26 protein-coding genes are annotated in these 25849 nt (G+C 67.5%); 21 read left to right on the forward strand and 5 right to left on the reverse strand.

Translation table 11 applies throughout. From position 1 onward, the window contains the following. Positions 1 to 87: 87 nt before the first annotated feature. From prfA to HMPREF3121_RS09610, 18 genes are all read left to right on the forward strand, one after another. Positions 88 to 1161, forward strand: coding sequence for a peptide chain release factor 1 (gene prfA, locus HMPREF3121_RS09525; RefSeq protein ID WP_070522762.1), 1074 nt, complete (start codon positions 88 to 90; stop codon positions 1159 to 1161). Positions 1162 to 1164: 3 nt separating this feature from the next. Further along, positions 1165 to 2229, forward strand: coding sequence for a peptide chain release factor N(5)-glutamine methyltransferase (prmC, locus tag HMPREF3121_RS09530; RefSeq protein WP_070522765.1), 1065 nt, complete (start codon positions 1165 to 1167; stop codon positions 2227 to 2229). Beyond that, positions 2226 to 2891 carry an L-threonylcarbamoyladenylate synthase gene (locus HMPREF3121_RS09535; RefSeq protein WP_070522768.1) on the forward strand — a complete coding sequence of 222 codons (666 nt, stop codon included), beginning with the start codon at positions 2226 to 2228 and terminating at the stop codon, positions 2889 to 2891. Before prmC ends, HMPREF3121_RS09535 begins: the two co-directional genes overlap by 4 nt. 13 nt (positions 2892 to 2904) lie before the next feature. Continuing rightward, positions 2905 to 4107 (forward strand): MraY family glycosyltransferase, encoded by a 1203-nt coding sequence (locus HMPREF3121_RS09540; RefSeq protein WP_070522770.1) that lies wholly within the window; start codon positions 2905 to 2907, stop codon positions 4105 to 4107. 94 nt (positions 4108 to 4201) lie between these two features. Next, positions 4202 to 4591, forward strand: coding sequence for a Cg1360 family ATP-synthase-associated protein (locus HMPREF3121_RS09545; protein WP_070522879.1), 390 nt, complete (start codon positions 4202 to 4204; stop codon positions 4589 to 4591). Between the two features lie 401 nt (positions 4592 to 4992). After that, positions 4993 to 5811, forward strand: coding sequence for a F0F1 ATP synthase subunit A (gene atpB / locus HMPREF3121_RS09550; RefSeq protein WP_070522774.1), 819 nt, complete (start codon positions 4993 to 4995; stop codon positions 5809 to 5811). A gap of 121 nt (positions 5812 to 5932) precedes the next feature. Further along, positions 5933 to 6184, forward strand: a complete 252-nt coding sequence (locus HMPREF3121_RS09555; RefSeq protein WP_046651169.1) for an ATP synthase F0 subunit C — start codon at positions 5933 to 5935, stop codon at positions 6182 to 6184. Between the two features lie 34 nt (positions 6185 to 6218). Further along, on the forward strand, positions 6219 to 6785 hold the full coding sequence (locus HMPREF3121_RS09560) for a F0F1 ATP synthase subunit B (protein ID WP_035123370.1): 567 nt from the start codon (positions 6219 to 6221) through the stop codon (positions 6783 to 6785). Between the two features lie 5 nt (positions 6786 to 6790). Further along, positions 6791 to 7609 (forward strand): F0F1 ATP synthase subunit delta, encoded by an 819-nt coding sequence (locus tag HMPREF3121_RS09565; RefSeq protein WP_070522777.1) that lies wholly within the window; start codon positions 6791 to 6793, stop codon positions 7607 to 7609. Between the two features lie 55 nt (positions 7610 to 7664). After that, positions 7665 to 9308, forward strand: a complete 1644-nt coding sequence (gene atpA, locus HMPREF3121_RS09570; protein ID WP_070522780.1) for a F0F1 ATP synthase subunit alpha — start codon at positions 7665 to 7667, stop codon at positions 9306 to 9308. A gap of 52 nt (positions 9309 to 9360) precedes the next feature. Next, the gene (locus HMPREF3121_RS09575; protein WP_070522783.1) at positions 9361 to 10341 is read left to right on the forward strand and encodes a F0F1 ATP synthase subunit gamma; all 981 of its coding nucleotides are present in this window, start codon (positions 9361 to 9363) and stop codon (positions 10339 to 10341) included. A 2-nt stretch (positions 10342 to 10343) separates the two neighbouring features. After that, positions 10344 to 11783 carry a F0F1 ATP synthase subunit beta gene (gene atpD, locus HMPREF3121_RS09580; protein ID WP_070522788.1) on the forward strand — a complete coding sequence of 480 codons (1440 nt, stop codon included), beginning with the start codon at positions 10344 to 10346 and terminating at the stop codon, positions 11781 to 11783. A gap of 12 nt (positions 11784 to 11795) precedes the next feature. Beyond that, positions 11796 to 12170 (forward strand): F0F1 ATP synthase subunit epsilon, encoded by a 375-nt coding sequence (locus HMPREF3121_RS09585; RefSeq protein ID WP_035123379.1) that lies wholly within the window; start codon positions 11796 to 11798, stop codon positions 12168 to 12170. 203 nt (positions 12171 to 12373) lie between these two features. Next, on the forward strand, positions 12374 to 12865 hold the full coding sequence (locus HMPREF3121_RS09590) for a DUF2550 domain-containing protein (protein WP_224371695.1): 492 nt from the start codon (positions 12374 to 12376) through the stop codon (positions 12863 to 12865). 67 nt (positions 12866 to 12932) lie between these two features. After that, positions 12933 to 13625 (forward strand): endonuclease NucS, encoded by a 693-nt coding sequence (gene nucS, locus HMPREF3121_RS09595; protein WP_070522791.1) that lies wholly within the window; start codon positions 12933 to 12935, stop codon positions 13623 to 13625. A 112-nt stretch (positions 13626 to 13737) separates the two neighbouring features. Then, positions 13738 to 14070, forward strand: a complete 333-nt coding sequence (locus HMPREF3121_RS09600; RefSeq protein ID WP_210387271.1) for an ATP/GTP-binding protein — start codon at positions 13738 to 13740, stop codon at positions 14068 to 14070. A 224-nt stretch (positions 14071 to 14294) separates the two neighbouring features. Further along, complete coding sequence (locus tag HMPREF3121_RS09605; protein WP_070522794.1) at positions 14295 to 16415, forward strand: glucose PTS transporter subunit IIA; 2121 nt, start codon at positions 14295 to 14297, stop codon at positions 16413 to 16415. Positions 16416 to 16629: 214 nt separating this feature from the next. Beyond that, positions 16630 to 17607 (forward strand): PDDEXK family nuclease, encoded by a 978-nt coding sequence (locus HMPREF3121_RS09610; RefSeq protein WP_070522797.1) that lies wholly within the window; start codon positions 16630 to 16632, stop codon positions 17605 to 17607. Positions 17608 to 17784: 177 nt separating this feature from the next. Here HMPREF3121_RS09610 and HMPREF3121_RS09615 read toward each other — a convergent pair whose 3' ends face one another. From HMPREF3121_RS09615 to mce, 3 genes are all read right to left on the reverse strand, one after another. Then, complete coding sequence (locus HMPREF3121_RS09615; protein ID WP_070522887.1) at positions 17785 to 18843, reverse strand: LLM class flavin-dependent oxidoreductase; 1059 nt, start codon at positions 18841 to 18843, stop codon at positions 17785 to 17787. A 53-nt stretch (positions 18844 to 18896) separates the two neighbouring features. Continuing rightward, positions 18897 to 19532 (reverse strand): SNARE-associated domain-containing protein, encoded by a 636-nt coding sequence (locus tag HMPREF3121_RS09620; RefSeq protein ID WP_070522889.1) that lies wholly within the window; start codon positions 19530 to 19532, stop codon positions 18897 to 18899. A 119-nt stretch (positions 19533 to 19651) separates the two neighbouring features. Further along, positions 19652 to 20104, reverse strand: a complete 453-nt coding sequence (mce, locus tag HMPREF3121_RS09625) for a methylmalonyl-CoA epimerase (RefSeq protein ID WP_035123401.1) — start codon at positions 20102 to 20104, stop codon at positions 19652 to 19654. 50 nt (positions 20105 to 20154) lie between these two features. Between mce and HMPREF3121_RS09630 the strand changes: the two genes are divergently transcribed. Beyond that, entirely contained in the window at positions 20155 to 20454 is a 300-nt protein-coding gene (locus HMPREF3121_RS09630; protein ID WP_070522799.1) for a thiamine-binding protein, read from the forward strand. 80 nt (positions 20455 to 20534) lie between these two features. Next, positions 20535 to 21560, forward strand: coding sequence for a tetratricopeptide repeat protein (locus HMPREF3121_RS09635; protein WP_083291585.1), 1026 nt, complete (start codon positions 20535 to 20537; stop codon positions 21558 to 21560). A 51-nt stretch (positions 21561 to 21611) separates the two neighbouring features. Here HMPREF3121_RS09635 and HMPREF3121_RS09640 read toward each other — a convergent pair whose 3' ends face one another. After that, positions 21612 to 22007, reverse strand: coding sequence for a TIGR02611 family protein (locus HMPREF3121_RS09640; protein ID WP_070522805.1), 396 nt, complete (start codon positions 22005 to 22007; stop codon positions 21612 to 21614). A gap of 390 nt (positions 22008 to 22397) precedes the next feature. Between HMPREF3121_RS09640 and HMPREF3121_RS09645 the strand changes: the two genes are divergently transcribed. After that, on the forward strand, positions 22398 to 23483 hold the full coding sequence (locus HMPREF3121_RS09645; protein WP_246816128.1) for a serine hydrolase: 1086 nt from the start codon (positions 22398 to 22400) through the stop codon (positions 23481 to 23483). Between the two features lie 20 nt (positions 23484 to 23503). Here HMPREF3121_RS09645 and glgB read toward each other — a convergent pair whose 3' ends face one another. Further along, positions 23504 to 25699: a 1,4-alpha-glucan branching protein GlgB gene (glgB, locus tag HMPREF3121_RS09650; RefSeq protein ID WP_070522810.1), complete on the reverse strand. Its 2196-nt coding sequence runs from the start codon at positions 25697 to 25699 to the stop codon at positions 23504 to 23506. Positions 25700 to 25849 lie beyond the last annotated feature (150 nt).

Consider the following 25849-nt stretch of genomic DNA (forward strand, 5'->3'; position numbering starts at 1 on the left):
AGGTCGGACCCCCTTCCCGGCGCTTGCCGCCGGCGGGGCCACGCGGCGCAGTCAATCCACTTCCATTTCGACGACGAGGAACATCCCATGGCCAATCAGGTTTCCGCAGTAGACGACATCCTGTCCGAATACCACGGGCTCGAGGCGCAGCTGGCCGACCCCGAGCTGCACAACGACCCGAAGCAGGCGCGCCGGGTGGGCAAGCGCTTCAACGAGCTGCAGCCGATCATCCAGACCCACGCCAAGCTGACGCAGGTCCGCGACGACATGGAGGCGGCCCGCGAGATGGCGGCCGAGGACTCCGAGTTCGCCGCCGAGGCCAAGCGCCTTGCGGTGGAGGAGGAGGAGCTCGAGGAGAAGCTCGCCGACCTGCTGGCTCCGCGCGACCCGCACGATTCCGATGACATCGTCATGGAGATCAAGTCCGGCGCCGGCGGCGAGGAGGCCGCGCTGTTCGCCGGCGAGCTGGCGCGCATGTACCAGCGTTACGCCGAGAGGCACGGTTTCTCCACGGAGATCCTCGGCCTGTCGGAGTCGGATCTGGGCGGCGTGAAGGACATGACCATATCCATCCGCGCGAAGAATCCGTCGCGCGACGGCGCGTGGAGCGTGTTCAAGTTCGAGGGCGGCGTCCACCGCGTCCAGCGTGTTCCGGTCACCGAGTCGCAGGGCCGCATCCAGACTTCCGCCGCCGGCGTGCTGGTCTACCCGGAGCCCGACGAGATCGAGGACGTGCAGATCGACGACAAGGATCTGCGCGTCGACGTCTACCGTTCCTCCGGAAAGGGCGGCCAGGGCGTCAACACCACCGACTCGGCGGTGCGCCTGACGCACCTGCCGACCGGCTTGGTGGTCACGTGCCAGAAGGAGCGTTCGCAGATCCAGAACAAGGCCCGCGCCATGCAGGTGCTGGCCGCGCGACTGCAGCAGATGGCCGAGGAGGAGGCCGCGGCCAACGCCTCGGACGCCCGCAAGTCGCAGGTCCGCACGATGGACCGGTCGGAGCGCGTGCGCACGTACAACTTCCCGGAAAACCGCGTGTCCGATCACCGCATCGGCTACAAGGCCCACAATCTGGACGCGGTTCTCGGCGGCGACATGGAGGATCTGCTCAAGGCTCTCCACGACGCCGAGCGCCAGGAGCGCCTGGAAGCCGAGTAGTCGGTGTCGTCTCCGTCGACCGTCGGGTCGATTCTTTCGGAGGTCGCGGCCGCGCTGGCCGACGCCGGTTGCGCGTCGCCGCAGGCAGATGCCGAACAGCTGATGATGCACGTCAGCGGCCGTTCGCGCACCGACCTCATCCTGTCGCGCCGTGATCCGGTGGCGGCGGATGATCCCCTCGTCGCCGAGTTGCCGGCGCTGGTGGCCCGCCGCGTCGCCCGGGAGCCGTTGCAGCACATCCTGGGCACGGCGCCGATGGGCCGGTTGGAATTGGCCGTGGGGCCCGGCGTGTTCGTGCCGCGCCCGGAGACCGAACTCCTCGCCGAGTGGGCCATCGCCGCGCTCGGGGATGTTGGGCTTGACGACGACCCGCATCGTCGTAAAGCAGGAGCACCGGCCGGGAACGGGCCCGTCGTGGTCGACCTGTGCACCGGATCCGGTGCGCTCGCGTTGGCCATCGCCGACCGGGTGCCCGCGGCATCGGTGACCGGCGTGGAACTCGACCCCGTCGCGGCCGAATGGGCGCGGCGCAACCTCGACTCCTGCCGTGAACTGTGGGCGGGGGAGGCCACGCCGCGAACCGGTGCGGTGCGCATCATCGCCGGCGACGTCACCGACCCCGGCCTCGTCGACGGCGCCGACGCCCCGCTGGCCGACCTGCGCGGCCGCGTCGACCTCGTCGTCTCCAACCCGCCGTACGTGCCGCTGGCCACCGACGTCGACGCCGAAGTGCGCCACGACCCCCATCACGCCGTGTTCGGGGGAGACGACGGACTCGACGTCATCCGGCCTATGCTGAACATCGTGCGCGAGCTGCTCGCACCCGGCGGCGCCGTCGCCATCGAACACGACGACGACTCCGGCGCCGACGTATCCGAACTGCTCGCCGGAACCGGATTTTGCCGCGACATCGAGGTTCACCGCGACCTCGCCGGGCGGGACCGGTTCACCACCGCGTACCGTTGCGGCGGCGGGCACCGCTGCGCGCGACGCGGCGCCACCGGAGACGGCGCCACCCAAAATGACTCCACCCGAGACACGAACGAAGGGACAGACCAGGCGACATGAGCATCATCCACGACTGCTCCACCGACGAAGGCCGCGAGAACGGCCTGAAGGCCGCCGTCGACGCGGTGCAGGCAGGCCGTCTGGTCGTGCTGCCCACCGACACCGTCTACGGACTCGGCTGCGACGCATTCAACAACGCCGCCGTCGCGTCCCTGCTGCGGGCCAAGCACCGCGGCCCCGACATGCCGGTGCCGGTGCTCGTCGGCTCGTGGACCACCGTCGACGGACTCGTCCGCGAGCACACCGCCGCCGGTCGCGCGCTCGTCGAGGCGTTCTGGCCCGGCGGGCTGTCCCTCGTGGTCAATCAGGCGCCCAGCCTGCCGTGGAACCTCGGCGACACCCGCGGCACGGTGATGCTGCGCATGCCGCTGCACCCCATCGCCATCGAACTGCTGCGCCGCACCGGTCCGATGGCCGTGTCCAGCGCGAACATTTCCGGCCAGGAGCCGGCGCTGACCGCGGTGCGCGCCAAGCAGCAGCTCGGCGCCGAGGCCGCGGTGTACCTCGACGGCGGGCGCGCGACCATCGGCAAGCCGTCGACCATCGTCGACCTGTCCGGCATGGAGCCGCGCATCCTCCGCGAGGGCGCCGTCACCGCGGAGCAGATCGGGGAGGTCCTGGGCAAGGACCCCGCCGCTTTGCGACGGCCCGCGGGCGCCTGATCGGCCGACCACCATGGGCAACGACGTCGCGCTGCTCGCCGCCTCCGGAGCCGGGGCCGGCGTGCCCCTCCGGGAACTGGCGCTGCTCGTCCTCGTCTCGGCGTCGGTGAGCTACCTGCTCACCGGAGTCGTCCGCTACCTGGTGGTGCGCAGCGGGCACCTGGACATGCCGCGCGAACGCGACGTCCACGACATCCCCAAACCGCGCCTGGGCGGGGTGGCCATGTACAGCGGCATCATCGTCGCCATTTGGGTGGCCAGCGAGCTACCCGCCCTGAACAGGGGATTTCCGCCGATGACGCCGGACATGTACGCCATGGTCGCCGCGGCGACGATCCTGCTGCTCGTGGGCATCCTCGACGACCTGTTCGACCTCGACGCCCTGACCAAATTCGCCGGACAGGTGCTCGCCGCCGTCGTCATGTCCCTGATGGGCGTGACGTGGTACCTCCTGTACATCCCATTCGGCGGCGGCACGACGCTCATCCTCGACCCGGTGTCGTCGACGTTGGTGACGGTGCTGTTCACCGTCGCACTGATCAACGCCATCAACTTCGTCGACGGCATCGACGGACTCGCCTCCGGGCTGGGCATGATCGCCTCCGGTTCGCTGCTCGTCTACTCGATGGTCATGCTCCACGACCAGGGCGGCACCGTGTCCGCCTACCCGCCCGCGATGATCTCCGCCTGCCTGCTCGGCGCGTGCATCGGTTTTCTGCCGCACAACTTCGAGCCGGCGCGGATCTTCATGGGCGACTCCGGCGCAATGCTCATCGGCCTGATGCTCGCCGGCGCGTCGGTGTCGGCGTCGGGGCGCATCTCGCCGTCGATGTACGGCACCGCCGATGCGCTGGCCCTCATGTCGCCGATCATCGTCGTCGTCGCCGCGCTGAGCGTGCCCATGCTCGACCTGCTGTTGGCGATCATCCGCCGCACCCGCCGGGGACAGTCGCCCTTCGCGCCCGACAAGATGCACCTGCACCACCGCCTGCTGGAAATGGGTCACAGCCACCGCAGGGTCGTGCTGGTGCTCTACATGTGGGTGTCCGTCGTCGCGTTCGGCGCCGTGGGCACCACCGTGTTCCCCGCGCCCTTCGTGGCCGTGGCCTTCGGCTTCCTGCTGGTGCTCGCCGTGGCGTTGACGATGGTGCCTATCTGGCGCCGCGGGGGAGCGGGTACCATGTCCCCCCGTGAGCGAAGACACTCCCATCAATGACGACGACCGCCTGACCGAAGGCACGGCCGGTGGCCCCTCGGAAGCTGCCGACGCCGCCGCTACGGCGCCGACGTCGAAGTACGACGATCCGCGCATCCCGCTGCTGGCGGCCGCCCGTTCCGGCCTCATCGCGCTGGGCGTCCTCACCGTCATCTCCCTGCTCGTGTGGGGAGGCAAGGACGGCATGCCGGGCGTGTGGGGAGTGGTCCTCGGCGCGGCCATCGGCGGCGGTTTCGTTCTGCTGACCGTCGTGTCGGTGCTCGTCACCGCGCGGTCGACCCCGGCGATGACCGGAGCCGTGGTCATGTTCGGATGGCTTGCGAAGATCGTCGTGCTGATCCTCATCCTGCTCGTCATCAAGGACATGACCTTCTACGACACGATGGCGTTCTTCGTCACCGTGGTGCTCGCCCTCATCGTGACGCTCGGCGCGGAAGTGTGGGGGATGTCTCAGTCGAATCTCACGTACGTGACCGGAGGCTGACGAGGGCTCGACTCGAACGTGCGGACGATGGTTTCCGTTTGATGGCACGTCATCGCCGGTCATCACCCCCGATCATTTCCGCTTTCACCCGAAAACGGTGCAATCCCACAGGATCGAGCGCCGTTTTCCCGCTTTACGGGGTCGAATGCCCGGGGGTGTGCCCAATGTGAAAAACGTGCCGGAACTGTTATCCTGAGCGATGGGTAAGACGGCTTGCCCCCGTTTCGGGTTTCCCGCAGACGGGGGCGCAGGTCGGCGGCCGTAGAAATACGGGGTCGGCTTCGGCTGCCACCCCGTGTACGCCGTGCAGATGTGCGAATGGAATCGCCGGCGCTCCACGTTAAACGACGTCCTTCGCACCGCTTGACCCAGTTCATGCGGCCCAATCACGGGAGAGAACGCTGAGCGTTTCAACACTTGCCGCCACGAAGGGTGAGTTTCACTCACCCAACTTGCAGGAGGAGTACTTCCCGGGTGAGCTGTACGACCACTTCATCATCGGAGGTGCCGGCGACTGGTACGCCATGGACCGCCTGATGTTCGTTCGTCTGCTCATGGCCGTTCTCGTCGCCATCTTCTTCGTAGTCGCCTTCCGGCGGCCGAAGCTGGTGCCGACTGGACTGCAGAATGTCGCCGAGATGATGCTGGACTTCGTCCGCATCCGCATCGCGGAGGAAATTCTGGGCAAGAAGGAGGGCCGCCGGTTCCTGCCGGTGCTGGCCACCATCTTCTTCCTGGTCATCTCGATGAACGTTGCGGCCGTCATTCCCGGCCTCAACATCTCGCCCAACGCGCGAATCGGCATGCCGCTGATTCTCGCGCTGTTCGCGTATGTCGCCTTCATCTACGCGGGCTCGAAGAAGTACGGCTTCTTCAAGTACGTGAAGTCTTCGGTCGTCATCCCGAACTTGCCGCCGGCGCTCCACCTCATCGTGGTGCCCATCGAGATCTTCTCCACCTTCGTTCTGCGCCCGGCCACGCTGACCATCCGTCTGATGGCCAACATGCTGGCCGGCCACATGGTCCTCGTTCTTCTGTTCGGAGCCACGAACTTCTTCTTCTGGCAGCTGAACGGCTGGACGGCCCTGTCCGGCTTGACCCTCATCGCCTCGATCCTGTTCACGCTGTTCGAGCTTCTGGTGATCTTCCTGCAGGCGTACATCTTCGCCCTGCTGAGCGCCGTGTACATCGAACTGTCGCTGCACGCAGACGAGCACTAGCAAGCCCGCCGCCGGGTCACCCGGCATCGGGCCCAACTTCATAGCACGACCCATTTGACCTCGCCCGGGCATCCACTACGACTCACGAGCCCGGGAATCCTCAGAAAGGGAACGGTTCATAATGAACGACGTCATCCTCTCCGCCCAGGACACTGTCGCCGCCGTCGACACCAACGCCGGCCTGAAGACCATCGGCTACGGCCTGTCGACCCTGGGCCCGGGCCTGGGCATCGGCATCGTCGCCGGCAAGACCGTCGAGGGCATGGCTCGCCAGCCCGAGATGGCCGGCCAGCTCCGCACCACCATGTTCCTGGGCATCGCCTTCACCGAGGCGCTCGCCCTCATCGGCCTGGTCGCCGGCTTCGTTTTCTAAGTCCGGACCTCAACTAAGCGGAGAACACTGAACCATGACGGATTTCATTACCTACCTGGCTGCGGGGGAGGCTCTTCCTCTGGAGGAGCAGATCAACCCCCTGCTGCCCAAGAACTATGACATCGTCTGGTCCATTGTCCCGCTCATTGTCATCCTGGTGCTGTTTTGGAAGCTCGTGCTTCCGAAGTTCCAGGAGGTCCTGACCGAGCGGGAGGACCGGATTGAGGGCGGCATCGAGCGTGCCGAGGCCGCGCAGGCCGAGGCCAAGGCCGCTCTCGAGAAGTACAACAGCCAGCTCGCCGAGGCCCGCACCGAAGCCGCCAAGATCCGCGATGAGGCCCGAGTCCAGGGTCAGAAGATCATCGCCGAGGCGACCTCGAAGGCCAACGACGAGAGCGCACGAATCATCGAGTCCGGTGAGAAGCAGCTGGCGGCCCAGCGTGAGCAGGTCGTCGCCGAGCTGCGCAAGGAGATGGGGCAGAACTCGATCAACCTCGCGGAGCGTCTGCTCGGCGAGCAGCTGTCCGACGACGTCAAGAAGTCGGGCACGATCGACAGCTTCCTCAGCAACCTTGACACCGTGGCCACGGCCGGAAAGTAGGCGACATGCACGCAGCTAGCCGCGAATCTTTGGCGCAGCTCCGCACGGAGCTGGACGCCGCCGTCGGCGGTGCCACCGTCTCCGTCGCGAACGCGGCCCAGACCGGCTCCGAGCTTTTCGACGTCGTCGAAACCCTCGACTCCGACCGCGGCCTGCGTGTCGCCGTCGCCGACCAGTCGGTTACGGCGGAGCAGCGCTCCGGAATCATCCGGAGCCTGTTCGCTGGAAAGGTGTCCGAGACGACCCTCAAGGTCATCACCGACGCCGCCACGCAGACCTGGTCGAACTCGCGCGAGTTCCGCGCGGGCCTGGTGGAGCTGGGCCGTCGCGCCCTGCTGCGCTCCGCCGAGGGCCAGGGCCAGCTGGAAACGGTCGAGGACGAGCTGTTCCGTTTGGGCAGCATCCTCGTCAACGAGCCGCAGCTCGAGCAGCTGCTGGCCGACAAGGCAGCGACCCCCGAGGCGAAGCGGGGTCTTCTGGCCTCCGTGCTGTACGGCAAGGTCACCTCGGTGACCGAGGCGTTGGCGCTGCAGGCCGTCGGGCGCCCCGAGAAGCGCCCCGCGGACGACATCGACTCCCTGTCCCGGCTTGCCGCCGGCCTCCGGAATCGCACCGTCGCCCGTGTGACCAGTGCAACCGCTATCTCCCCGGAGCAGCAGCGTGCGCTGGCGGACAAGCTCGGCCGGCTTTACGGCGAAGAGATGTCCATCCACACCGAGATCGATCCGTCGATCCTCGGTGGACTGGTCATCCGGGTCGGCGATGAGGTCATCGACGGCAGCCTTTCGACGAAGCTCGAGAAGCTGCGCGTCGGCCTCGGCTGACGGATGGTTTGACGAAATTTCACTGGAAGTAGAATTTACCGAGAGCAGGAAGAACATGGCGGAGCTGACGATCTCCTCCGACGAGATCCGTAGCGCGATTGCGAATTACACCTCGAGCTACTCCCCGGAGGCCTCCCGGGAGGAGGTCGGCGTGGTCATCAGTGCTGCTGATGGCATTGCGCAGGTTGCGGGTATGCCGTCGGTCATGACCAACGAGCTTCTCGAGTTCCCGGGCGGCGTCATCGGCGTCGCACAGAACCTCGACACCGACAAGGTCGGCGTCGTGGTCCTGGGCAACTTCGAGTCGCTCGCCGAGGGCGACGAGGTCAAGCGGACGGGCGATGTCCTGTCCATCCCGGTCGGGGACAATTTCCTCGGCCGCGTTATCAACCCCCTGGGCCAGCCGATCGATGGCCTGGGCGACATCGAGGCCGAAGAGGACCGCGTCCTGGAGCTCCAGGCCCCGTCCGTGCTGCAGCGTCAGCCGGTCGAGGAGCCGATGGCCACCGGCATCAAGGCCATCGACGCGATGACCCCGATCGGTCGTGGTCAGCGACAGCTGATCATTGGTGACCGCAAGACCGGCAAGACCGCGGTCTGCCTGGACACCATCCTCAACCAGAAGGCGAACTGGGAGTCCGGCGATCCAACGAAGCAGGTGCGCTGCATCTACGTCGCGATCGGCCAGAAGGGCTCGACCATCGCCGGCGTGCGCAAGACCCTCGAGGAGCACGGCGCCCTCGAGTACACCACCATCGTGGCCGCCCCGGCCTCCGATGCCGCCGGGTTCAAGTGGCTGGCCCCCTTCGCGGGTGCCGCCCTGGGCCAGCACTGGATGTACCAGGGCAAGCACGTCCTGGTCATTTACGATGACCTGACCAAGCAGGCCGAGGCCTACCGTGCCATCTCCCTGCTGCTGCGTCGTCCGCCGGGACGTGAGGCGTACCCGGGTGACGTCTTCTACCTGCACTCCCGTCTGCTGGAGCGTGCGGCGAAGCTGTCCGACGACATGGGCGCCGGTTCGCTGACCGCCCTGCCGATCATCGAGACCAAGGCCAACGACGTCTCCGCCTTCATTCCGACCAACGTGATCTCGATCACCGACGGTCAGGTCTTCCTGGAGTCGGACCTGTTCAACCAGGGCGTCCGCCCGGCCATCAACGTCGGTGTCTCGGTTTCCCGAGTCGGCGGTGCGGCCCAGACCAAGGGCATGAAGAAGGTCTCCGGCAACCTGCGTCTGGACCTCGCGTCCTACCGCGACCTCGAGGCGTTCGCGATGTTCGCGTCCGACCTCGACGACGCTTCGAAGCGTCAGCTCGAGCGCGGCCAGCGTCTGGTCGAGCTGCTCAAGCAGAAGGAGAACGAGCCGCAGGCGGTGGAGTACCAGATGGTCTCCATCTACCTGGCCGGCGAGGGCGAGTTCGACGACGTCCCGGTCGAGGACGTTCGCCGCTTCGAGTCCGAGCTGATGGAGTACCTGTACTCCAACAACGACGCCGTGTTCCAGCAGATCGAGGGTGGCACGCCGTTCTCCGACGAGTCGAAGTCGGCTCTGAAGAGCGCCGTCGCCAACTTCAAGAAGGGCTTCCAGACTTCCGATGGCGCGCCCGTCGTGAAGGAGGCTCCGGCGGAGCCGCTCGCCGAGGGCGAGAAGACCAAGGAGCAGATCTCGGTCTCCCGCAAGTCCGCCGCGAAGTAGTCGGGGCGTGTTTGCAATGACCGTTATCGAAAAAGAAGGGAGGCGTTAGAACATGGCGAATCTTCGTGAGCTTCGCGACCGAATCAAGTCTGTGAACTCGACCAAGAAGATCACCAAGGCACAGGAGCTGATCGCGACGTCGCGCATCACCAAGGCGCAGCGACGCGTCGCCGACTCCCAGCCCTACGCCGACGAGATCGAGCGCGTCATCGGCCGCCTCGCCTCGGCTTCCTCGCTTGATCACCCGATGCTGCATGAGCGCGAAGGCGCGAGCCGTGCCGCGATTCTCGTGGTGACGTCCGATCGCGGCATGTGCGGCGGTTACAACCACAACGTCCTGAAGAAGGCCGCGGAACTCCGCGCGTCGCTGAAGGAAGAGGGTTACGAGACCGTCACCTACGTCACCGGGCGCAAGGGCATCGACTACTACGATTTCCGCGAGATGCCGATCGCCGGCAGCTGGGAGGGCTTCTCCCAGGATCCGGATTACGACCTGACCCACGACGTCCGTCGTCACCTGATCGACGGTTTCGTGGCGTCCTCCGACGGTGAGGCGAAGTACCGCGAGGGACTTCGCGTCGCCGAAGGCCAGGGCGTCCAGGGCTTCGACCAGGTCCACGTCGTGTACACGGAATTCGTGTCGATGCTGTCCCAGACCCCGCGGGCGCACCAGATGCTGCCCATCGAGCCGGTCATCGAGACCGAGGAGATCGAGCTGGGCGAGGACATGCTTTCCGACGGTGCCGGCGAGCTGCACCCGGACTACGAGTTCGAGCCGGACGCCGACACGCTGCTGGCCGAGCTGCTTCCGCAGTACGTGTCCAAGAGCCTGTTCGCCGTGATGCTCGAGGCCGCCGCCTCCGAGTCCGCGGCGCGACGCAACGCCATGAAGTCCGCGACCGACAACGCGACCGAGCTGGTCAAGGACCTCTCGCGCGTGGCCAACCAGGCCCGTCAGGCGCAGATTACCCAGGAAATCACAGAGATCGTCGGTGGCGCCGGTGCGCTCGACGACAGCGGAGAAAGTGACTAGATATGAGCACAGCTCTCAATGAGCAGAACACCGCGACGGCCACTGGCCGCATCGTGCGTGTCATCGGTGCCGTCGTCGACGTGGAGTTCCCGCGTAACGAGCTCCCGGCACTGTACAACGCGCTGACCGTGGAAGTGACCCTTCCGTCGGTCGCCAAGACGATCGTCCTCGAGACGGCGCAGCACCTGGGCGACAACCTGGTGCGCACCATCGCCATGGCCCCGACCGACGGTCTGGTCCGCGGCGCCGAGGTCACCGATACGGGCAAGCCGATTTCGGTTCCCGTCGGCGACGTCGTCAAGGGCCACGTCTTCAACGCCATGGGCGACTGCCTGGATGAGCCGGGCCTGGGTCGCGACGGCGAGCAGTGGGGCATCCACCGCGAGCCGCCGGCCTTCGACCAGCTCGAGGGCAAGACCGAGATCCTGGAGACGGGCATCAAGGTCATCGACCTGCTGACCCCGTACGTCAAGGGCGGCAAGATCGGCCTGTTCGGTGGCGCCGGCGTCGGCAAGACCGTTCTGATCCAGGAGATGATCACCCGTATCGCGCGTGAGTTCTCCGGTACGTCGGTGTTCGCCGGCGTCGGTGAGCGCACCCGTGAGGGCACGGACCTCTTCCTCGAGATGGAGGAGATGGGCGTGCTGCAGGATACGGCCCTCGTCTTCGGCCAGATGGACGAGCCGCCGGGAGTCCGTATGCGCGTCGCGCTGTCGGGCCTGACCATGGCGGAGTACTTCCGTGACGTGCAGCACCAGGACGTGCTGCTCTTCATCGACAACATCTTCCGCTTCACGCAGGCCGGTTCCGAGGTGTCGACCCTGCTGGGCCGCATGCCTTCGGCCGTGGGTTACCAGCCGACGCTGGCCGACGAGATGGGCGTCCTCCAGGACCGCATTACGTCGACCAAGGGCCGTTCGATTACGTCTCTGCAGGCCGTCTACGTGCCCGCCGACGACTACACCGACCCGGCTCCGGCGACCACCTTCGCCCACCTCGACGCCACCACGGAGCTCGACCGCTCCATCGCGTCGAAGGGCATTTACCCGGCCGTGAACCCGCTGACCTCGACGTCTCGCATCCTCGAGCCGTCCATCGTCGGCGAGGAGCACTACCGCGTGGCGCAGCAGGTCATCAACATCCTGCAGAAGAACAAGGAGCTCCAGGACATCATCGCGATCCTGGGCATGGACGAGCTGTCCGAAGAGGACAAGATCACCGTCCAGCGTGCCCGCCGCATCCAGCGATTCCTGGGCCAGAACTTCTTCGTCGCGGAGAAGTTCACCGGCCTGCCGGGCTCCTACGTGCCGCTGAAGGACACCATCGTGGCCTTCGACCGCATCTGCAAGGGCGACTTCGACAACTACCCGGAGATGGCCTTCGACGGCCTGGGCGGCCTCGACGACGTCGAGAAGAAGTACGCCGAGATGCAGAAGAAGTAAGGGGCGTTCCACATGGCTGACATCGCCACCGAACTGGTCGCCGTCGAGCGCAAGCTCTGGGAGGGCAAGGCCACTTCCGTGACGGCCGAGACCACCGAGGGTGAGATCGGCGTGCTGCCCGGCCACCAGCCGTTCCTCGGCCAGCTGGTCGAAAACGGCACGGTGACCATCCGGACCGACGACGGCCAGGTTCTGGTCGCCGCCGTCCAGGGCGGGTTCCTCTCCGTGTCCACGAAGAAGATCACCGTCCTCGCCGACAAGGCGGTTTGGGCCGACGAGGTCGACGTCTCCGACGCCGAGTCCCGCCTCCAGTCGGACGACCCGGACGTCAAGGCTCGGGCACAGTCCGAGCTGCGCGCCACGCGCCGCGCTTCGGGTGCCGCCTAGGCGGTAACCGGTCGCACGACCAGGTTCTCCACCCGCATCAGCGAGAGGGGGGGGCGCCGGAATCACACGAGAGTGTGGGGCCGGCGCCTCCTTTTTCGTTTTACCCTGGGCCCAGCTTCCATTAAGATTTCCTTAATTCCCGTGTTCTTCCGGGGCCGCGGATTCCCTGCGCGGTGGACGGAGTCGAGCGAATCGAGGTCGGTGTGGACGCCCTGAACGTCTTCGTGGTGGTCGTGGCCTTCGTCCTGCTGCTCGGGGGAGCGCTGGCGATGTGGCGGTTCACCAAGTTGCGCTCCAAGGGCACGCCGGTGATCATCCGCCCGATTCCCGCCCAGGACGGCGCCGCGTGGCGCCATGGGGTGATGACGTACAACGAGGGCACCGCGCTGGTGTACAAGCTTCGTTCGCTTCGTCCGGGTGCCGATCTTTCCTTTCCCCGCAACGATGTCGAGATCCTCTCGCGCAGAGAGCCGACCGACGTCGAGGCGGGTTTTTTCGATTCAGGGCTCCACGTCGTCGCGCTGGCGGTGGCCGGCCAGGGGGAGTGGGAGCTGGCCGTCGACGATTCGGGTGACACGGCGCTGGTGGCGTGGGTGGAATCCTCGCCGTCCGCGCGTCAGACCCGCACCCTGCCGACGAACATCGAAGAGCGTTTCCGCCGCGTTCGGGGCCGCGCCCGGCGCCAGGGCCGGTAACGCGCGCGCTTTCCGTCTCCCGGGGCCGTGAATCACGGGCGGAACGCCGACCGTTAGGGTGTGGGGCATGCGTCTCGTCATCGCCCGCTGCACGGTCGACTACGTCGGTCGGCTCACCGCCCATCTTCCGGAGGCCCCGCGCCTGCTCATGGTCAAGGCCGACGGATCGGTGTCCATTCACGCCGACGATCGGGCCTACAAGCCCCTGAACTGGATGACCCCGCCGTGTTCGCTGTCCGAGCAGCCGATTCTCGACGAGTCCGGAGAAGACACGGGCGAGTTGTTGTGGGTCGTGGAGAACTCCAAGGGGGAGCAGTTGCGCATCACCATTTCCGAGGTGCTTTCCGACGACTCCCACGAGCTCGGCGAAGACCCGGGCTTGGTCAAGGATGGCGTGGAGACACACCTGCAGGAGTTGCTCGCGGAGCATTTCACCACCTTCGGCGAGGGCTGGACGCTGATCCGCCGGGAGTACCCGACGGCGATCGGCCCGGTGGACCTGCTGGGCCGTGACGCGGACGGGGCGACGGTGGCGGTGGAGGTCAAGCGCCGCGGCAACATCGACGGCGTGGAGCAGTTGACGCGGTACCTGGACATGCTCAACCGCGACGAGATGCTCGCCCCGGTCGCCGGCGTCTTCGCCGCCCAGGAGATCAGGCCGCAGGCGCGCACGCTGGCCGAAGACCGCGGCATCCGGTGCGTCGTGGTCGACTACGACGCCCTGCGCGGCACCGAATCCAACGAATTGCGGCTTTTCTAGCGGGTAGCGTCTCTTTCAACGGCGACTGTTCCAGCGACGTCGCAACGACCGGGCACGCCGACTCGGCCCACCGGGCCGGGCGAACCCGGCGCAGGAAACGGAGGGCAGGAACGTGGGACGGGGCAAGAAGCGCAGGCGCGGGCCGTCGCAAAGCAAAGGCGGCGCACACCGCCCGCTGCCGATCCTCGGCGCCTTCCAGACCACGCGCACCGAATCCGGGCCGGGCAGGCTCGCGGGGGAGGACTTCAACGTGCGCGACGTCGCCTCCGGGCAGGCCACGAAGTGGTACCGGTGCCCGGGCTGCGACCAGGAGATTCCGCCGGGCGTGGCGCACATCGTGGCGTGGCCGGCCGATTACGGGGGACGCGCCGACGACCGTCGGCATTGGCACCGCAACTGCTGGGGCAAGCGCGCCGACCGGGGCATCACGCGACGCTGGGGCTAGGCACCCCCGAACGGACGGAAACGGACATCGTCGGGAATGCGGGGTATTCCGTTCGGTCACGGCCGGGAGTAGTCTGAATCAAGACAGTTCCGGAAACGGGCCACGGCTCGGACATGACCGCACGACCCGCGGTGTGCAGCGGGAACGCGGCCCCGAACGGCCACGCGCTTCCGGCAGCACCCGCGGTTCGCCCGACGGCCGCCGCGGCCGACGAAAGGGACACCATGGCCGGATCGGTCGAGTCCACGGCAGCATTCATCCTCGACAAAGTCGGTGGGCCGGACAACATTACCTCCGTGACCCACTGCGCCACCCGCCTGCGCTTCCACCTCCGAGACCTGTCCAAGGCGGACCAGGAGGCCATCGACGCCGATGACGAGGTCCTCGGCGTCGTGCCCCAGGGATCCACCGGGCTGCAGGTCATCATGGGCGGCGACGTGGGCAACTACCACCAGGCCCTCATGCGGCAGCCCGGCATGGGCGACGCGGAGAGGGAAGAAGGCACGAAGACCACGTCGCGCGGCCCCAAGACCGGTGCCGACGGGAAGAAGGAGTACGACGGCGTCCGCGGCAAGTTCGGCTGGGTCGACTACTGCTTCGAGTTCCTGTCCGACACGTTCCGGCCGGTGCTGTGGGCGCTGCTCGGCGCGTCGCTGATCATCACCCTGCTGGTGCTGGCCGACACGTTCGGAATCCAGGACTTCAGCCCCGCCGACGGCGAGACCCTGCCGCCGACGTGGCAATTCCTGCACGCGATGTGGCGGTCGGTGTTCTACTTCCTGCCGATCATGGTCGGCGCGACGGCGGCGCGGAAGCTTGGCGCGAACGAATGGGTCGGCGCCGCGATCCCCGCGGCCATGCTCACGCCGGAGTTCATCGCCCTCGGCGACCAGGGCGACACCGTCACCGTCTTCGGGCTGCCGATGGTCCTCAACGACTACGCCGGGCAGGTCTTCCCGCCGCTGTTCGCCGCGGTGGTGCTGTACTTCGTGGAGAAGGGCCTGAAGAAGATCATCCCCGGCGCCATCCAGATGGTGTTCGTGCCGTTCTTCTCGCTGCTGATCATGATTCCGGTCACCGCGTTCGTCGTCGGCCCGTTCGGCATCGGCCTGGGCAACGGCATCTCCAACATGCTGCTCGCCATCAACGAGTTTTCTCCGTTCATCCTGGCCATCGTCGTGCCGCTGATCTACCCGTTCATGGTCCCGCTGGGACTGCACTGGCCGCTCAACGCGATCATGATCCAGAACATCGCGACGCTGGGCTACGACTTCATCCAGGGCCCCATGGGCGCGTGGAACTTCGCGTGCTTCGGCCTGGTCACCGGCGTGATGATCGTCGCCATGCGGGAAAAGGACGCCTCCATGCGCCAGGTGTCTTCGGGCGGCATGTTCGCCGGCCTGCTCGGCGGCATCTCGGAGCCGAGCCTTTACGGCGTGGTGCTGCGCTTCAAGAAGACGTACCTGCGGCTGCTGCCCGGCTGTTTCGTCGGCGGCGTGGTCATGGGCCTGTTCAACGTCAAGGCGAAGGCGTTCGTGTTCACGTCGGTGCTCACCGTCGGCGCCTTCGATCCGCTGGGCGGCTACGTCATCGGCATCGCCGCGGCGTTCTTCACGTCGCTGCTGCTGGTGGTGTTCTTCGATTACCGGTCGGCGGACGAGAAGGCCGAGGCCCACGAGCGCATCGCCCGGGAGCGCGCCGCCGCGATGGCGGAGGTGGAGGAGGCCGCGAACGCGCCTGTGCCGGAGTCTGCGGACGCCGCTTCTTCGCGTGACGACGCCGACGTTTCCGCCGCAGGGGCCGGGGCCGCGGGTGCGGGCGCCGCGACCGCCGTTGCGGTGAAGGACGTCGACGCGGACGCCGCCGTCGACCTCGCCATCGCCGCCCCCATGAGCGGCACGCTGCTGCCGCTGTCCGAGGTGCCCGATGCCGCGTTCGCCGCCGGCAAGGTGGGCAAGGGCGCGGCCATCGATCCCGACGGCGACGTCGTGGTCGCACCCGCCGACGGCAAGGTCATGGTCACCTTCCCGACCGGCCACGCCGTCGGCCTCAAGCTCGACAACGGCCTGCAGGTCCTCGTCCACATCGGCGTCGACACCGTGAACATGGACGGCGAAGGCTTCAAATTCCTCGTGGCCAAGGGCGACCGCGTCACCGCCGGCACGCCGCTGGTGCGCTTCGACCGCGACGCCATCGTCGCCGCCGGCTACTCGCCGATCACCCCGGTGCTGGTGACCAACCACAGGAAATTCGCGGGGGTCGACGTCGTCGCAAAGCAGGGGCCCATCGCAATCGGCGACGCCCTGCTCGAGGCGCCCCCCAAGCCGCCGAAGCCGGAGGCCTGACCTGACGCCCTGGGCGTAGAGCCCCGCTATCCCACCTCGAATGACGTAACCCACCCGCAATAGCGGGTGGGTTACGCCATTCGAGGGGGGTTTGGCCGATTTCATGGAACCGATCCACCGCGAACCGCGTCTAAGTCATCGAGGAGACCACCGGCGGCGACCACCAGGTCGACTGCCCGGTGGCGAGGCAACTGACGAAAAGGGGCGAAACTCGATGACGGGGGAGCGGGAATCACTGGTCACGCATGCGGAGACCGGATTGATGCTGAGCTCGATGCAGGGGGAGTCCGGACCGCGGCTGCTGCAGGCGGCGCTGAGGGACGGGCGGATCGAACGAATCACGAGAGGCGTATACGCGACCGTGGAGGCCAGGGCCCGGCACGAGACCTTCATGCTGCTCGCCATGGCCATCGGGCTGACCAACCGCGCGGCGATAGTCACCGGCCCGGCGGCCGCCGCCATCATGGGGTTCGCGTTCATCATCCCGGACGACGGACGCGTGGACGTGCTCGCCATCGGGTCGAAGGATCGCCGGGCGGGACGCTCGGTAGCGCGGCACGCGGTGACGGGGATCGGTACCCCGTGCATTTCGCGGGGCGTCCGCGTGACGTCACCGGCCCGGACGGCGCTGGAAACGTGCCTCCTGCACGGGATCAAGGCCGGATTGGTGGTCGTCGAATCCGTGCTGTGGAAGGGGAGCGCCGATGCCGCAGCCCTGGCCGCGGAACTGCGGGCCATGGGCAGGCGGCGCGGAATCGGGTCCGCGCGGCGGGTGCTAGCGTTGGCCTCGAATCGCAGCCAATCAGCGGGTGAATCACTCGTGCGCTGGTGCATCGACCGAGCCGGGCTGCCACAGCCGCTGCAGCAGGTGGCGGTATTCGACCGGCATGGGAACTCGCTCGCCGTGGTCGACTTCTTCTGGCCCGAGCTGGGCCTGGTCATCGAATTCGACGGTCTGGTGAAGACCTCCGGCGAGTATGGGGATCCTGTGCAGGTGGCCCGAAAGCAGCTCGAGAGGCAGGACCTTCTGCTGCACGCCGGATTGCGCGTCATGCGCCTTGGGTGGGCTGACGTGTTGTCCGGGCGGTGCGTGCCCGTCCTGCTCGACGCGTACCGGCAGCGCCGTGCCCAAGGATCCGACTTCACCGGCCAGCACCGCCTCGCCGATGTGGCGTCGATGTCGCGGCGGTGAGGAGGACGCGAGGAGGCGGAGCGACACGGGAGCGAAGGCGGTGTGCAGGCGGTGCGCGCCTGGCGCACGAACTAACCCACCTCGAATGCCTTAACCCACCCGATACAACTGGTGGGTTAAGTCATTGGAGGTGGGTTAACGGGACGGGGGGCGCAGCTTCGCGGGAACGGCGCCCTGCTACCCGGGAATCTCGTCCGTCGGGTAACCGGTCGTCGGGCCCTCGGAGCCCGGCCTCCAACCGAGCTCGGGCGCGACGTGCTCGGCGAAGGCCGACAACAGGTGCAGGTTGTAGTCCACGCCGAGCTGCGAGGGGATGGTCAGCATCAGCGTGTCGGCGCTCATGACGGCTTCGTCGGCCAGGAGCGCCTCCACGAGCTGATCGGGTTCGCCAGCGTAGCTCTTGCCGAACGTCGACCGGAAACCGTCGATGACGCCGATCTGGTCGCGGCCCTGGGCCTCGCGGATGAACAGCTGACGGTCGACGTCGGTAATGATCGGGAAAACGCTGCGGCTCACCGACACCCGCGGCGTCCACTCGTGGCCGGCCTCCGCCCACGCGGCGCGGTAACGGGCGATCTGCTCGGCCTGCAGCGACGCGAACGAGTCGCCGGTGGCCTCGGTGAGCAGGGTGGAGCTCATGAGGTTCACGCCCTGCCGCGCCGCCCATTCGGCCGTGTCCCGGGAACCCGCGCCCCACCAGATCCGCGAGGCGAGACCGGGGGAGTGCGGCTCGACCCGCAGGTACTGGTTTGGCCCGAACTGGGCGGGGTCGGCGGTGGCCAGGCGCTCGCCGCGCACGGCCCGCAGGAACAGATCGAACTTCTCGCGGGCGATGTCCGCGCCGCGCGGGTCGGTGGAGCCGTCGTAGCCGAAGGCCTCCCAGCCGCGCAGGGCGGGTTCCGGCGATCCCCGGGATACGCCGAGCGCCACGCGTCCGCCAGAGAGCAGATCCAGGGCGCCGGCCTCTTCCGCGAGGTACAGCGGGTTTTCGTACCGCATGTCGATCACGCCGGTGCCGACCTCGATGTGCTTCGTCCGTGCGGCGATGGCCGACAGCAGCGGCATGGGCGACGCCGCCTGACGGGCGAAGTGATGGACGCGGAAGTACGCGCCGTTGACGCCGATCTCGTCGGCGGCGACGGACAGCTCGACTGCCTGGGTGAGCATGTCCGCGGCGTCGTGGCCGGAGCCGGGGCTTCCGTAGTGGCCGAATGACAGGAACCCGAAAGATTTCATGTCCATGTCAACAAAGCGGGGGCGGGCGCTATTCCCGAAGCCGCACGGGCCGGCTAGATTTTCTTCTTGCGCGCCTTGACGACGACCAGCACCAGCAGGCCGATCGTGAACCACAGAAGATAGCGGTTGACCACGTTGATCACCTCGAGCACCTGATCGCCGAAGGTGTGGCCCAACCACATGAACAGACCGTTGACCGCCAGGACGCTGAGCGCGTTGATGGCCATCACGACGCCGAGTCCGACCTTCAGCAGCCCGGCGATGGCGTTGAGCACGGTGCCCGGCACCGGCCCCGGGCAATAGCCCAACGGCACGAGCCCCAGGATGACTGCCGTGGTCTTGCCGCTTTCCTTGGTCAGCGCCTTGGTGAAGAACGTGCGCGCCCGCGGCATGTACTGCAGCGACATGTCGATGAACTCCATGCCCCACCGCTTGCCCATCAGCCAATAGACGGGCACGAACTTCAACGCGCCCACCAGCGACGCCGCGAGGTAGAACCACCAGTCGCCGTTGCCGACCGACGCATTCGCGCCGGACACGGTGGCGCTGGTGTACCCGCCGATGAGCAGCGAATACGCCAGTGGATGCGACAGCAGCCACGCCCGCAGCGCCAACATGGCCATGGAGTAGACGCCCATGGCCATGAGGAGGACGAACAGGAGCTTGTCCATCGGCTCCGGGTTCTTCATGAAGTCGGGGAGCTCGGGCTCGTCCCCGCCACCTCCGGAGGCGTGGTGGCGCCGGTCGTTTCGCTGTTCGGTCACGACAGTGAGAGTAGACCAGCCCCCGGATCCGCCGGACCCTGCACCTACTTGGCGGGCTCGACCAGCTCGAGCAGCACGCCGCCCGCGTCCTTCGGGTGGACGAAGTTGATGCGGGAACCGGCGGTGCCCTTCTTCGGCACCTCGTAGAGCACGCGGGTGCCCTGCTCCTTCAGGTGCGCCATCAGGGCGTCCATGTCGGTGACGCGCAGGGCGTACTGCTGGATGCCGGGGCCCTTCTTGTCCAGGTACTTCGCGATGGTCGACTCGTCGTTGAGCGGGGCGAGGATCTGGACCAGGGTGCCGCCCTCGACCTTCTCGGCCGGCCCGAGCATGGCCTCGCGGACGCCCTGCTCCTCGTTGACCTCTTCGTGGTAGTTCACGAAGCCCATGTTCGCGCGGTACCACTCGACGGCGGCGTCGAAGTCGGGCACGGCGATGCCGACGTGGTCGACGTGGGTGACGAAGTGGTGGGGGACGGTGACGTTGTTCTCGCTCATGCCTTCCAGAATACGGTGTTTGCCTCGGCGGCGGCGCTACGCTGGGGTGCATGATCGTCGCCTTTTCCGTCGCCCCCGCGTCCGTGGATCCCGATGAGGGGATGTCCGCGGCCGTCGCCGAGGCCGTCCGGGTGGTTCGCGAGTCGGGCTTGCCCAACGAAACCAACGCCATGTTCACTCTCGTCGAGGGCGAGTGGGATGAGGTGATGGACGTCGTCAAGCGCGCCACCGAAGCCGTGTCGTCCGTCGCGCCGCGCACGTCGCTGGTGCTCAAGGCCGACATTCGCCCGGGGTTCACGGGGCAGTTGTCGGCGAAGGTGGATGCGGTGGAGCGTCGCCTCGCGGAGTAGGCCGCTTTTTTGCTTGACGACGGCCCGTCGTCCCGCCCGACCGGCCGACAGTTTCCCACGACCGTTAGGATCCCATTCCCATGACGCATGCCCACGGACATTCCCATAGCCACTCGCACTCACACGGACACTCCCACGGCGGCCACCGCTCGTGCTCGACGCCTCCGCCGCCGCCGGGCACCGTGGATCTGGAGGCCCTGAAGCGCGAGGCCGACGCCCGGGCCGAGGCGGAAAAGCGCATCTCCGACCAGGGGGAGGGGCTGCCGCCGTTGGTGGAGGCCACCGTCGAGAATTTCGAGCCCGAGGTGGTCATCCGTTCCGAGCAGGTGCCGGTGGTGGTGCTCATCGGCGCGTCGGCGTCGCCGGAGTCGGTGCGGATGCGGCTGCTGCTGGAGGAGATGGCGCGGGAGGCGAACCTCAACTGGATCGCCGCCTGGGTGGATGCGGACACACAGTTCGACGTCGCCCGCGCCTTCGGCGTGCAGGCCCTGCCGACGGTGGTGGCCGTGGCGATGGGCCAGCCGATCGGCCAGTTCGTCGGCGAACAGACCCGCGAGTACATGGACCAGTGGATCGAGGCGGTCAAGGACGCCACCCGCGGCCGCCTCAAGGGCCTGCCCGCCGGCACCCGCATGATGGGCGAGGGGGAGGAGGGCCCCGACGAGGGCGCCGGCCTGAAGCCCCCGACGGATGATCCCCGCCTGCAGGTCGCCGAGGACAAGCTCAACGAGGGCGACTTCGACGGCGCGGTGGCGGTGTACGACGAGATCCTCCAGTCCGAGCCGGCCAACGCGGAGCTGAAGGCGGCGCGCACCAACGTGGCGTTCCTCGCCCGGGCCCAGAAGATCGACCGTTCCTCCGACCCGGTCGCCCGCGCCGACGCGGACCCGAAGAACGTGGAGCTGGCGCTGGACGCCGCCGACGTGGAGATGCTCGTCGGCGATCCGGCGCAGTCGCTCGAGCGTCTGCTGGTGCTGCTGCCGACGGTGTTCGGCGACGATCGCACCGCCGTCAAGGACCGACTGCTGGATCTGCTGCAGCTTTTCGACGCCGCCGATCCCGTCGCCCTCGACGCCCGCCGTCGGATGGCCAGCGCGCTGTTCTAGAACCCGGGGCGGACGGGGCGGGGCGGGGCCGGACGGGAGAGTGCCCCCGGCTCAGGCGTCCTGGTGGGTGTACGGCCAGTCGTCGGGGGCGACGAAGTACCAGACCGACGCCATGACCGCGGCCACCGAGATCGTCAGAACGGCTCCCAGGGCCACTTGCGTGGCCCAGTGTCGGGCGCGGAACCATTCCTCGGCGTCGTCGTAAAGCCGGGCCAGCCGCACGTTGAGCCGCCGCATGGGCGGATGGACCAACGACAGCAGGCCCAGTGACACGAAGATCAACAGCCAGCCGGGCGCCGGCGTGGGCAAAATGACGACGCCCACGATGAGCAGGCAAAACCCCAGGACGAGCAGGATCGGGGACAGGACGGGGCCGTACCAACGCCGCCGCATCCGCTCGTGGCGGACCTTCATCCGGTCCATCAACCGGCTGATCCTCTCCTCCACGGGCCCTCCCTTCCGATGCTCGCGTCCGTGCCGCGCGTCCGTCCAGCAACCGTTCGGTGGTTCGGGCGCATATTCCCACGATTTTGTCATCCCGGGGCCGTGCGCGCCCGTCGAAAACACGGGGAAGCCGCTCCCGCACCGGCATATGGGGGGATTTTCGGGTGCGTCCGTTGGAAGCCGATGCTTGACGACGGCCGTGACCTGGTACTCTGCCGACGTTCACCGAAGAAGAAACGTCGACGCCCGACTTCCGGAAGCGGACCGGGCGTCTTTTCGCGGCCCGAACGCGCCAGCCCGACGGGATGCGGCGCCCGGGGCGACACCCAGGAGACGATGATGCGAGCACGAACGGGGACGGCGAGGAAGGTCCCCGGACTCATCCTGGCCGGCATGACGGTCACCGCGCTGCTGGCCGGCTGCACGATCGGCGGCGGCGACGCCCCCGCCACCGAGAACCCGACGGCCACCGTCGAATCCGTCGACGGGTGGGACCCGTCGGAGGAAGTGGAGTGGACCGACGCGCAGAAGATCCTCGACGACGCCGTCGACGACTTCTACGACCTGTACGGCATCGACCTGGCCGTCTACCTCCGCGTCATCGACGGCCCGTACCGCGGCCTGACCGCAGCGGCCGGCGGCGACGAAAAGCAGTACTCGGCGTCGACCATCAAGGCCCCGCTCGTCGTCACCGCGCTGAACACTTTCGGCGACGACCTCGACGAGATCGTCACCGTCGACTGGGAGGACGCCGTCGGCGGCAGCGTCATCGGCCCGGGCGACTACACCGTGGACACGTTGGTGCGCTACGTGATGGCCTACTCCGACAACACCGCCGCCAACGGCCTCATCGACGCCGTCGGCGGATTCGATGCGGTCAACGACGTCATCGAGGCGGCCGGCGTCGACGGCGAGCGCTACCACCTGGGCAACAAGATGAACATCCCGAACCCCTCCGGCGACCGTTCGTGGATCTCGCCGAGCCAGGCCGCGCTGTTCATGGCGCGGATCCAGGAAGTCGCCGACGGGCGCGGCGACCACGACTTCATCGACCGGGACACCGCGCAGCAGGCGCTGACGTACCTGACGTATGGAGGGGCGCAGAAGTTCGCCATGTACGTCGGTTCCGCCGTGCAGAAGACCGGCGACACCGGCGAAGGCACCAATGACCACGGCATCCTCTACACCGCCGCGGGCCCCGTGGCCTACGGCATCACGACCCGCTTCGGGACCCCTATGAACGAACTCACCGACGCGCTGCTCGGCCAGCTCGGCGGGCGGATCGCCCCGCTGTTGCCGGACTACAACCGCCTCGACGACGACGGGAAGCCCGTGAGCCCGAAGGACGCCGCGACGTGGAGCGCCGACGAGGACGGCGACGGCATCGCCGACCGACTGGCCGACGCGGACGCCACCGCCGAGCCGCAGTACGACGAGACCCTCGAACCCGACTGGTTCAACCCCTACCGGGCGTCCTAGGCAAGCTGCGCCGCCCGGGATCAGCCCTCGTGGCGGAACCAGATCGCGGTGTTGGCCGGCAGGGTCAGCTCGATGGACTGATCCTGGCCGTTCCAGCCGTGCGACTCGGCCTCCAGGGTGCCGTTGAGGCCGTAGCCCGAACCGGCGTAGCGCTCGTCGTTGGTGTTGAGCACCTCGCGCCACGCACCCGTACGCGGGACGCCGATGCGGTAACGCTCCTGCGTCGCACCGGACAGGTTGAGCACGCACGCTAACGCGGACCCGTCGTCGCCGTAGCGGACGAAGGACAGCACGCTGTTGTTCGTGTCGTCGGCGTTGATCCAGGAGAAGCCCTCCGGACGATCGTCCTGCGACCACAGGGCGTTGGTGTCGCGGTAGATGGCGTTGAGGTCCTTGACCAGCAACTGGATGCCGCGGTGGAACTCGCCGCCCCAGCCCTCGAGGTTGTCCCACGCGATGGACTCGTCATGGTTCCACTCGCGGTTCTGGCCCAGCTCCTGGCCCTGGAACAGCAGCTGCTTGCCCGGGTGGCTCCACATGAAGGACAGCAGGGTGCGCAGGCCGGCTGCCTTGTTCCAGTCGTCGCCCGGCATCCGCTCCCACAGCGAACCCTTGCCGTGCACGACCTCGTCGTGGCTGAACGGCAGGATGAACTTCTCGGAGTAGGCGTAGACCATCGCGAAGGTGATCTCGTGATGGTGGTACGAACGGTGGATCGGATCCTTGGAGAAGTACTCCAGGGTGTCGTTCATCCAGCCCATGTTCCACTTCATGGTGAAGCCCAGGCCCCCGTCCTCGGTCGCGGCGGTGACGCCAGGCCACGACGTGGACTCCTCGGCGATGGTGAGGAACCCCGGGTGGTGCTTGTGCACCGTGGCGTTGAACTCCTGCAGGAACTGCACGGCGTCGAGGTTTTCGCGGCCGCCGTACTGGTTCGGCAGCCACTCGCCCTCGTTGCGGGAGTAGTCGAGGTAGAGCATCGACGCGACGGCGTCGACGCGCACGCCGTCGATGTGGAACTCCTCGGCCCAGTACAGGGCGTTGGCGTACAGGAAGTTGCGGACCTCGTTGCGGCCGAAGTCGAAGACGTAGGTGCCCCAGTCCTTCTGCTCGCCGCGACGCCAGTCCGGGTGCTCGTAGCAGGCGGTGCCGTCGAAGCGGGCCAGCGCCCAGTCGTCCTTGGGGAAGTGGCCCGGAACCCAGTCGACGATGACGCCGATGCCGGCGGCGTGGAAGGCGTCGATGAGGGCGCGCAGCTGATCCGGCGAACCGAAACGGCTGGTCGGGGCGTAGTAGGAGGTGACCTGGTAGCCCCAGGAACCGGCGAACGGGTGCTCGGCGACCGGCATGAACTCCACGTGGGTGTAGCCCATGTCCTTGACGTAGCGCACCAGCTGCTCGGTCATGACCTCGTACGACAGGCCCCGCTTCCACGAGCCGAGGTGGACCTCGTAGATCGACATCGGCTCGGCCCGCCAGTCGGGGGTGGCGCGCTTGGCCATCCACTCGTCGTCCCTCCATCGGTATTCGGACTCGGCGACGACGGAACCGGTGGCCGGCGGGACCTCGGTGGCGAAGGCCATCGGGTCGGCCTTGTCGCGGCGGTGTCCCTCCGGGGTGGTGATGGCGAACTTGTAGACCTCGCCCGGGCCGACGCCCGGGATGAAGACCTCCCACACGCCCGATCCGCCCATGGAGCGCATCGGGTACTGGGCGCCGTTCCACATGCAGAAGTCGCCGATCACCGCCACGCCGCGGGCGTTGGGCGCCCACACGGAGAAGGACACGCCGGACACCTCGCCCAGTTCGGTGTCGTAGGTGCGCGGATGCGCGCCCAGCGCCTCCCACAGGCGCTCGTGGCGGCCTTCGCCGATCAGGTGGAGATCACCCTCCTGGACCGTCGGCAGGAAGCGGTAGGCGTCCGCGCGTTCCTCGACGGAACCGTCGGCCCACGTGACGCGCAGGCGGTAATCGAAGTCCGGCTCACCCGGAACCAATGCCGCGTAGACGTCGTCGCCGACCGGTTCGGCCTCGAATTCTCCCCGGGTGGAGACGACGGTCACCGCGGTCGCGCCGAAAATGCGGGCGCGGATGACGGTGTCGCCGTCGATCAGGTGCGCACCGTAGAACGAGTGGGGGTCGTGGTGCGTGCAGCTGCGGAGACGATCCATGTCTCCGGCCGGGATGGTCAGGCGCGGATCGGTGGGGGCGCTCATGGCGGTCCTTCCAGGTGGATTCCGGTGTATTCGTCGTGGGACGGGCCGAACGGGGATCGGGTCGAACTGTGTTGCGTCGGGGCACGCCGAAGTCCCGACCGGGAATTCGGACGGACCCGCCTCCAGCGTATGCGCGTGTGGCGGGTCCCG

It is taken from the genome of Corynebacterium sp. HMSC11E11 (assembly GCF_001807025.1).
Taxonomy (GTDB): Bacteria; Actinomycetota; Actinomycetes; order Mycobacteriales; family Mycobacteriaceae; genus Corynebacterium; species Corynebacterium freneyi.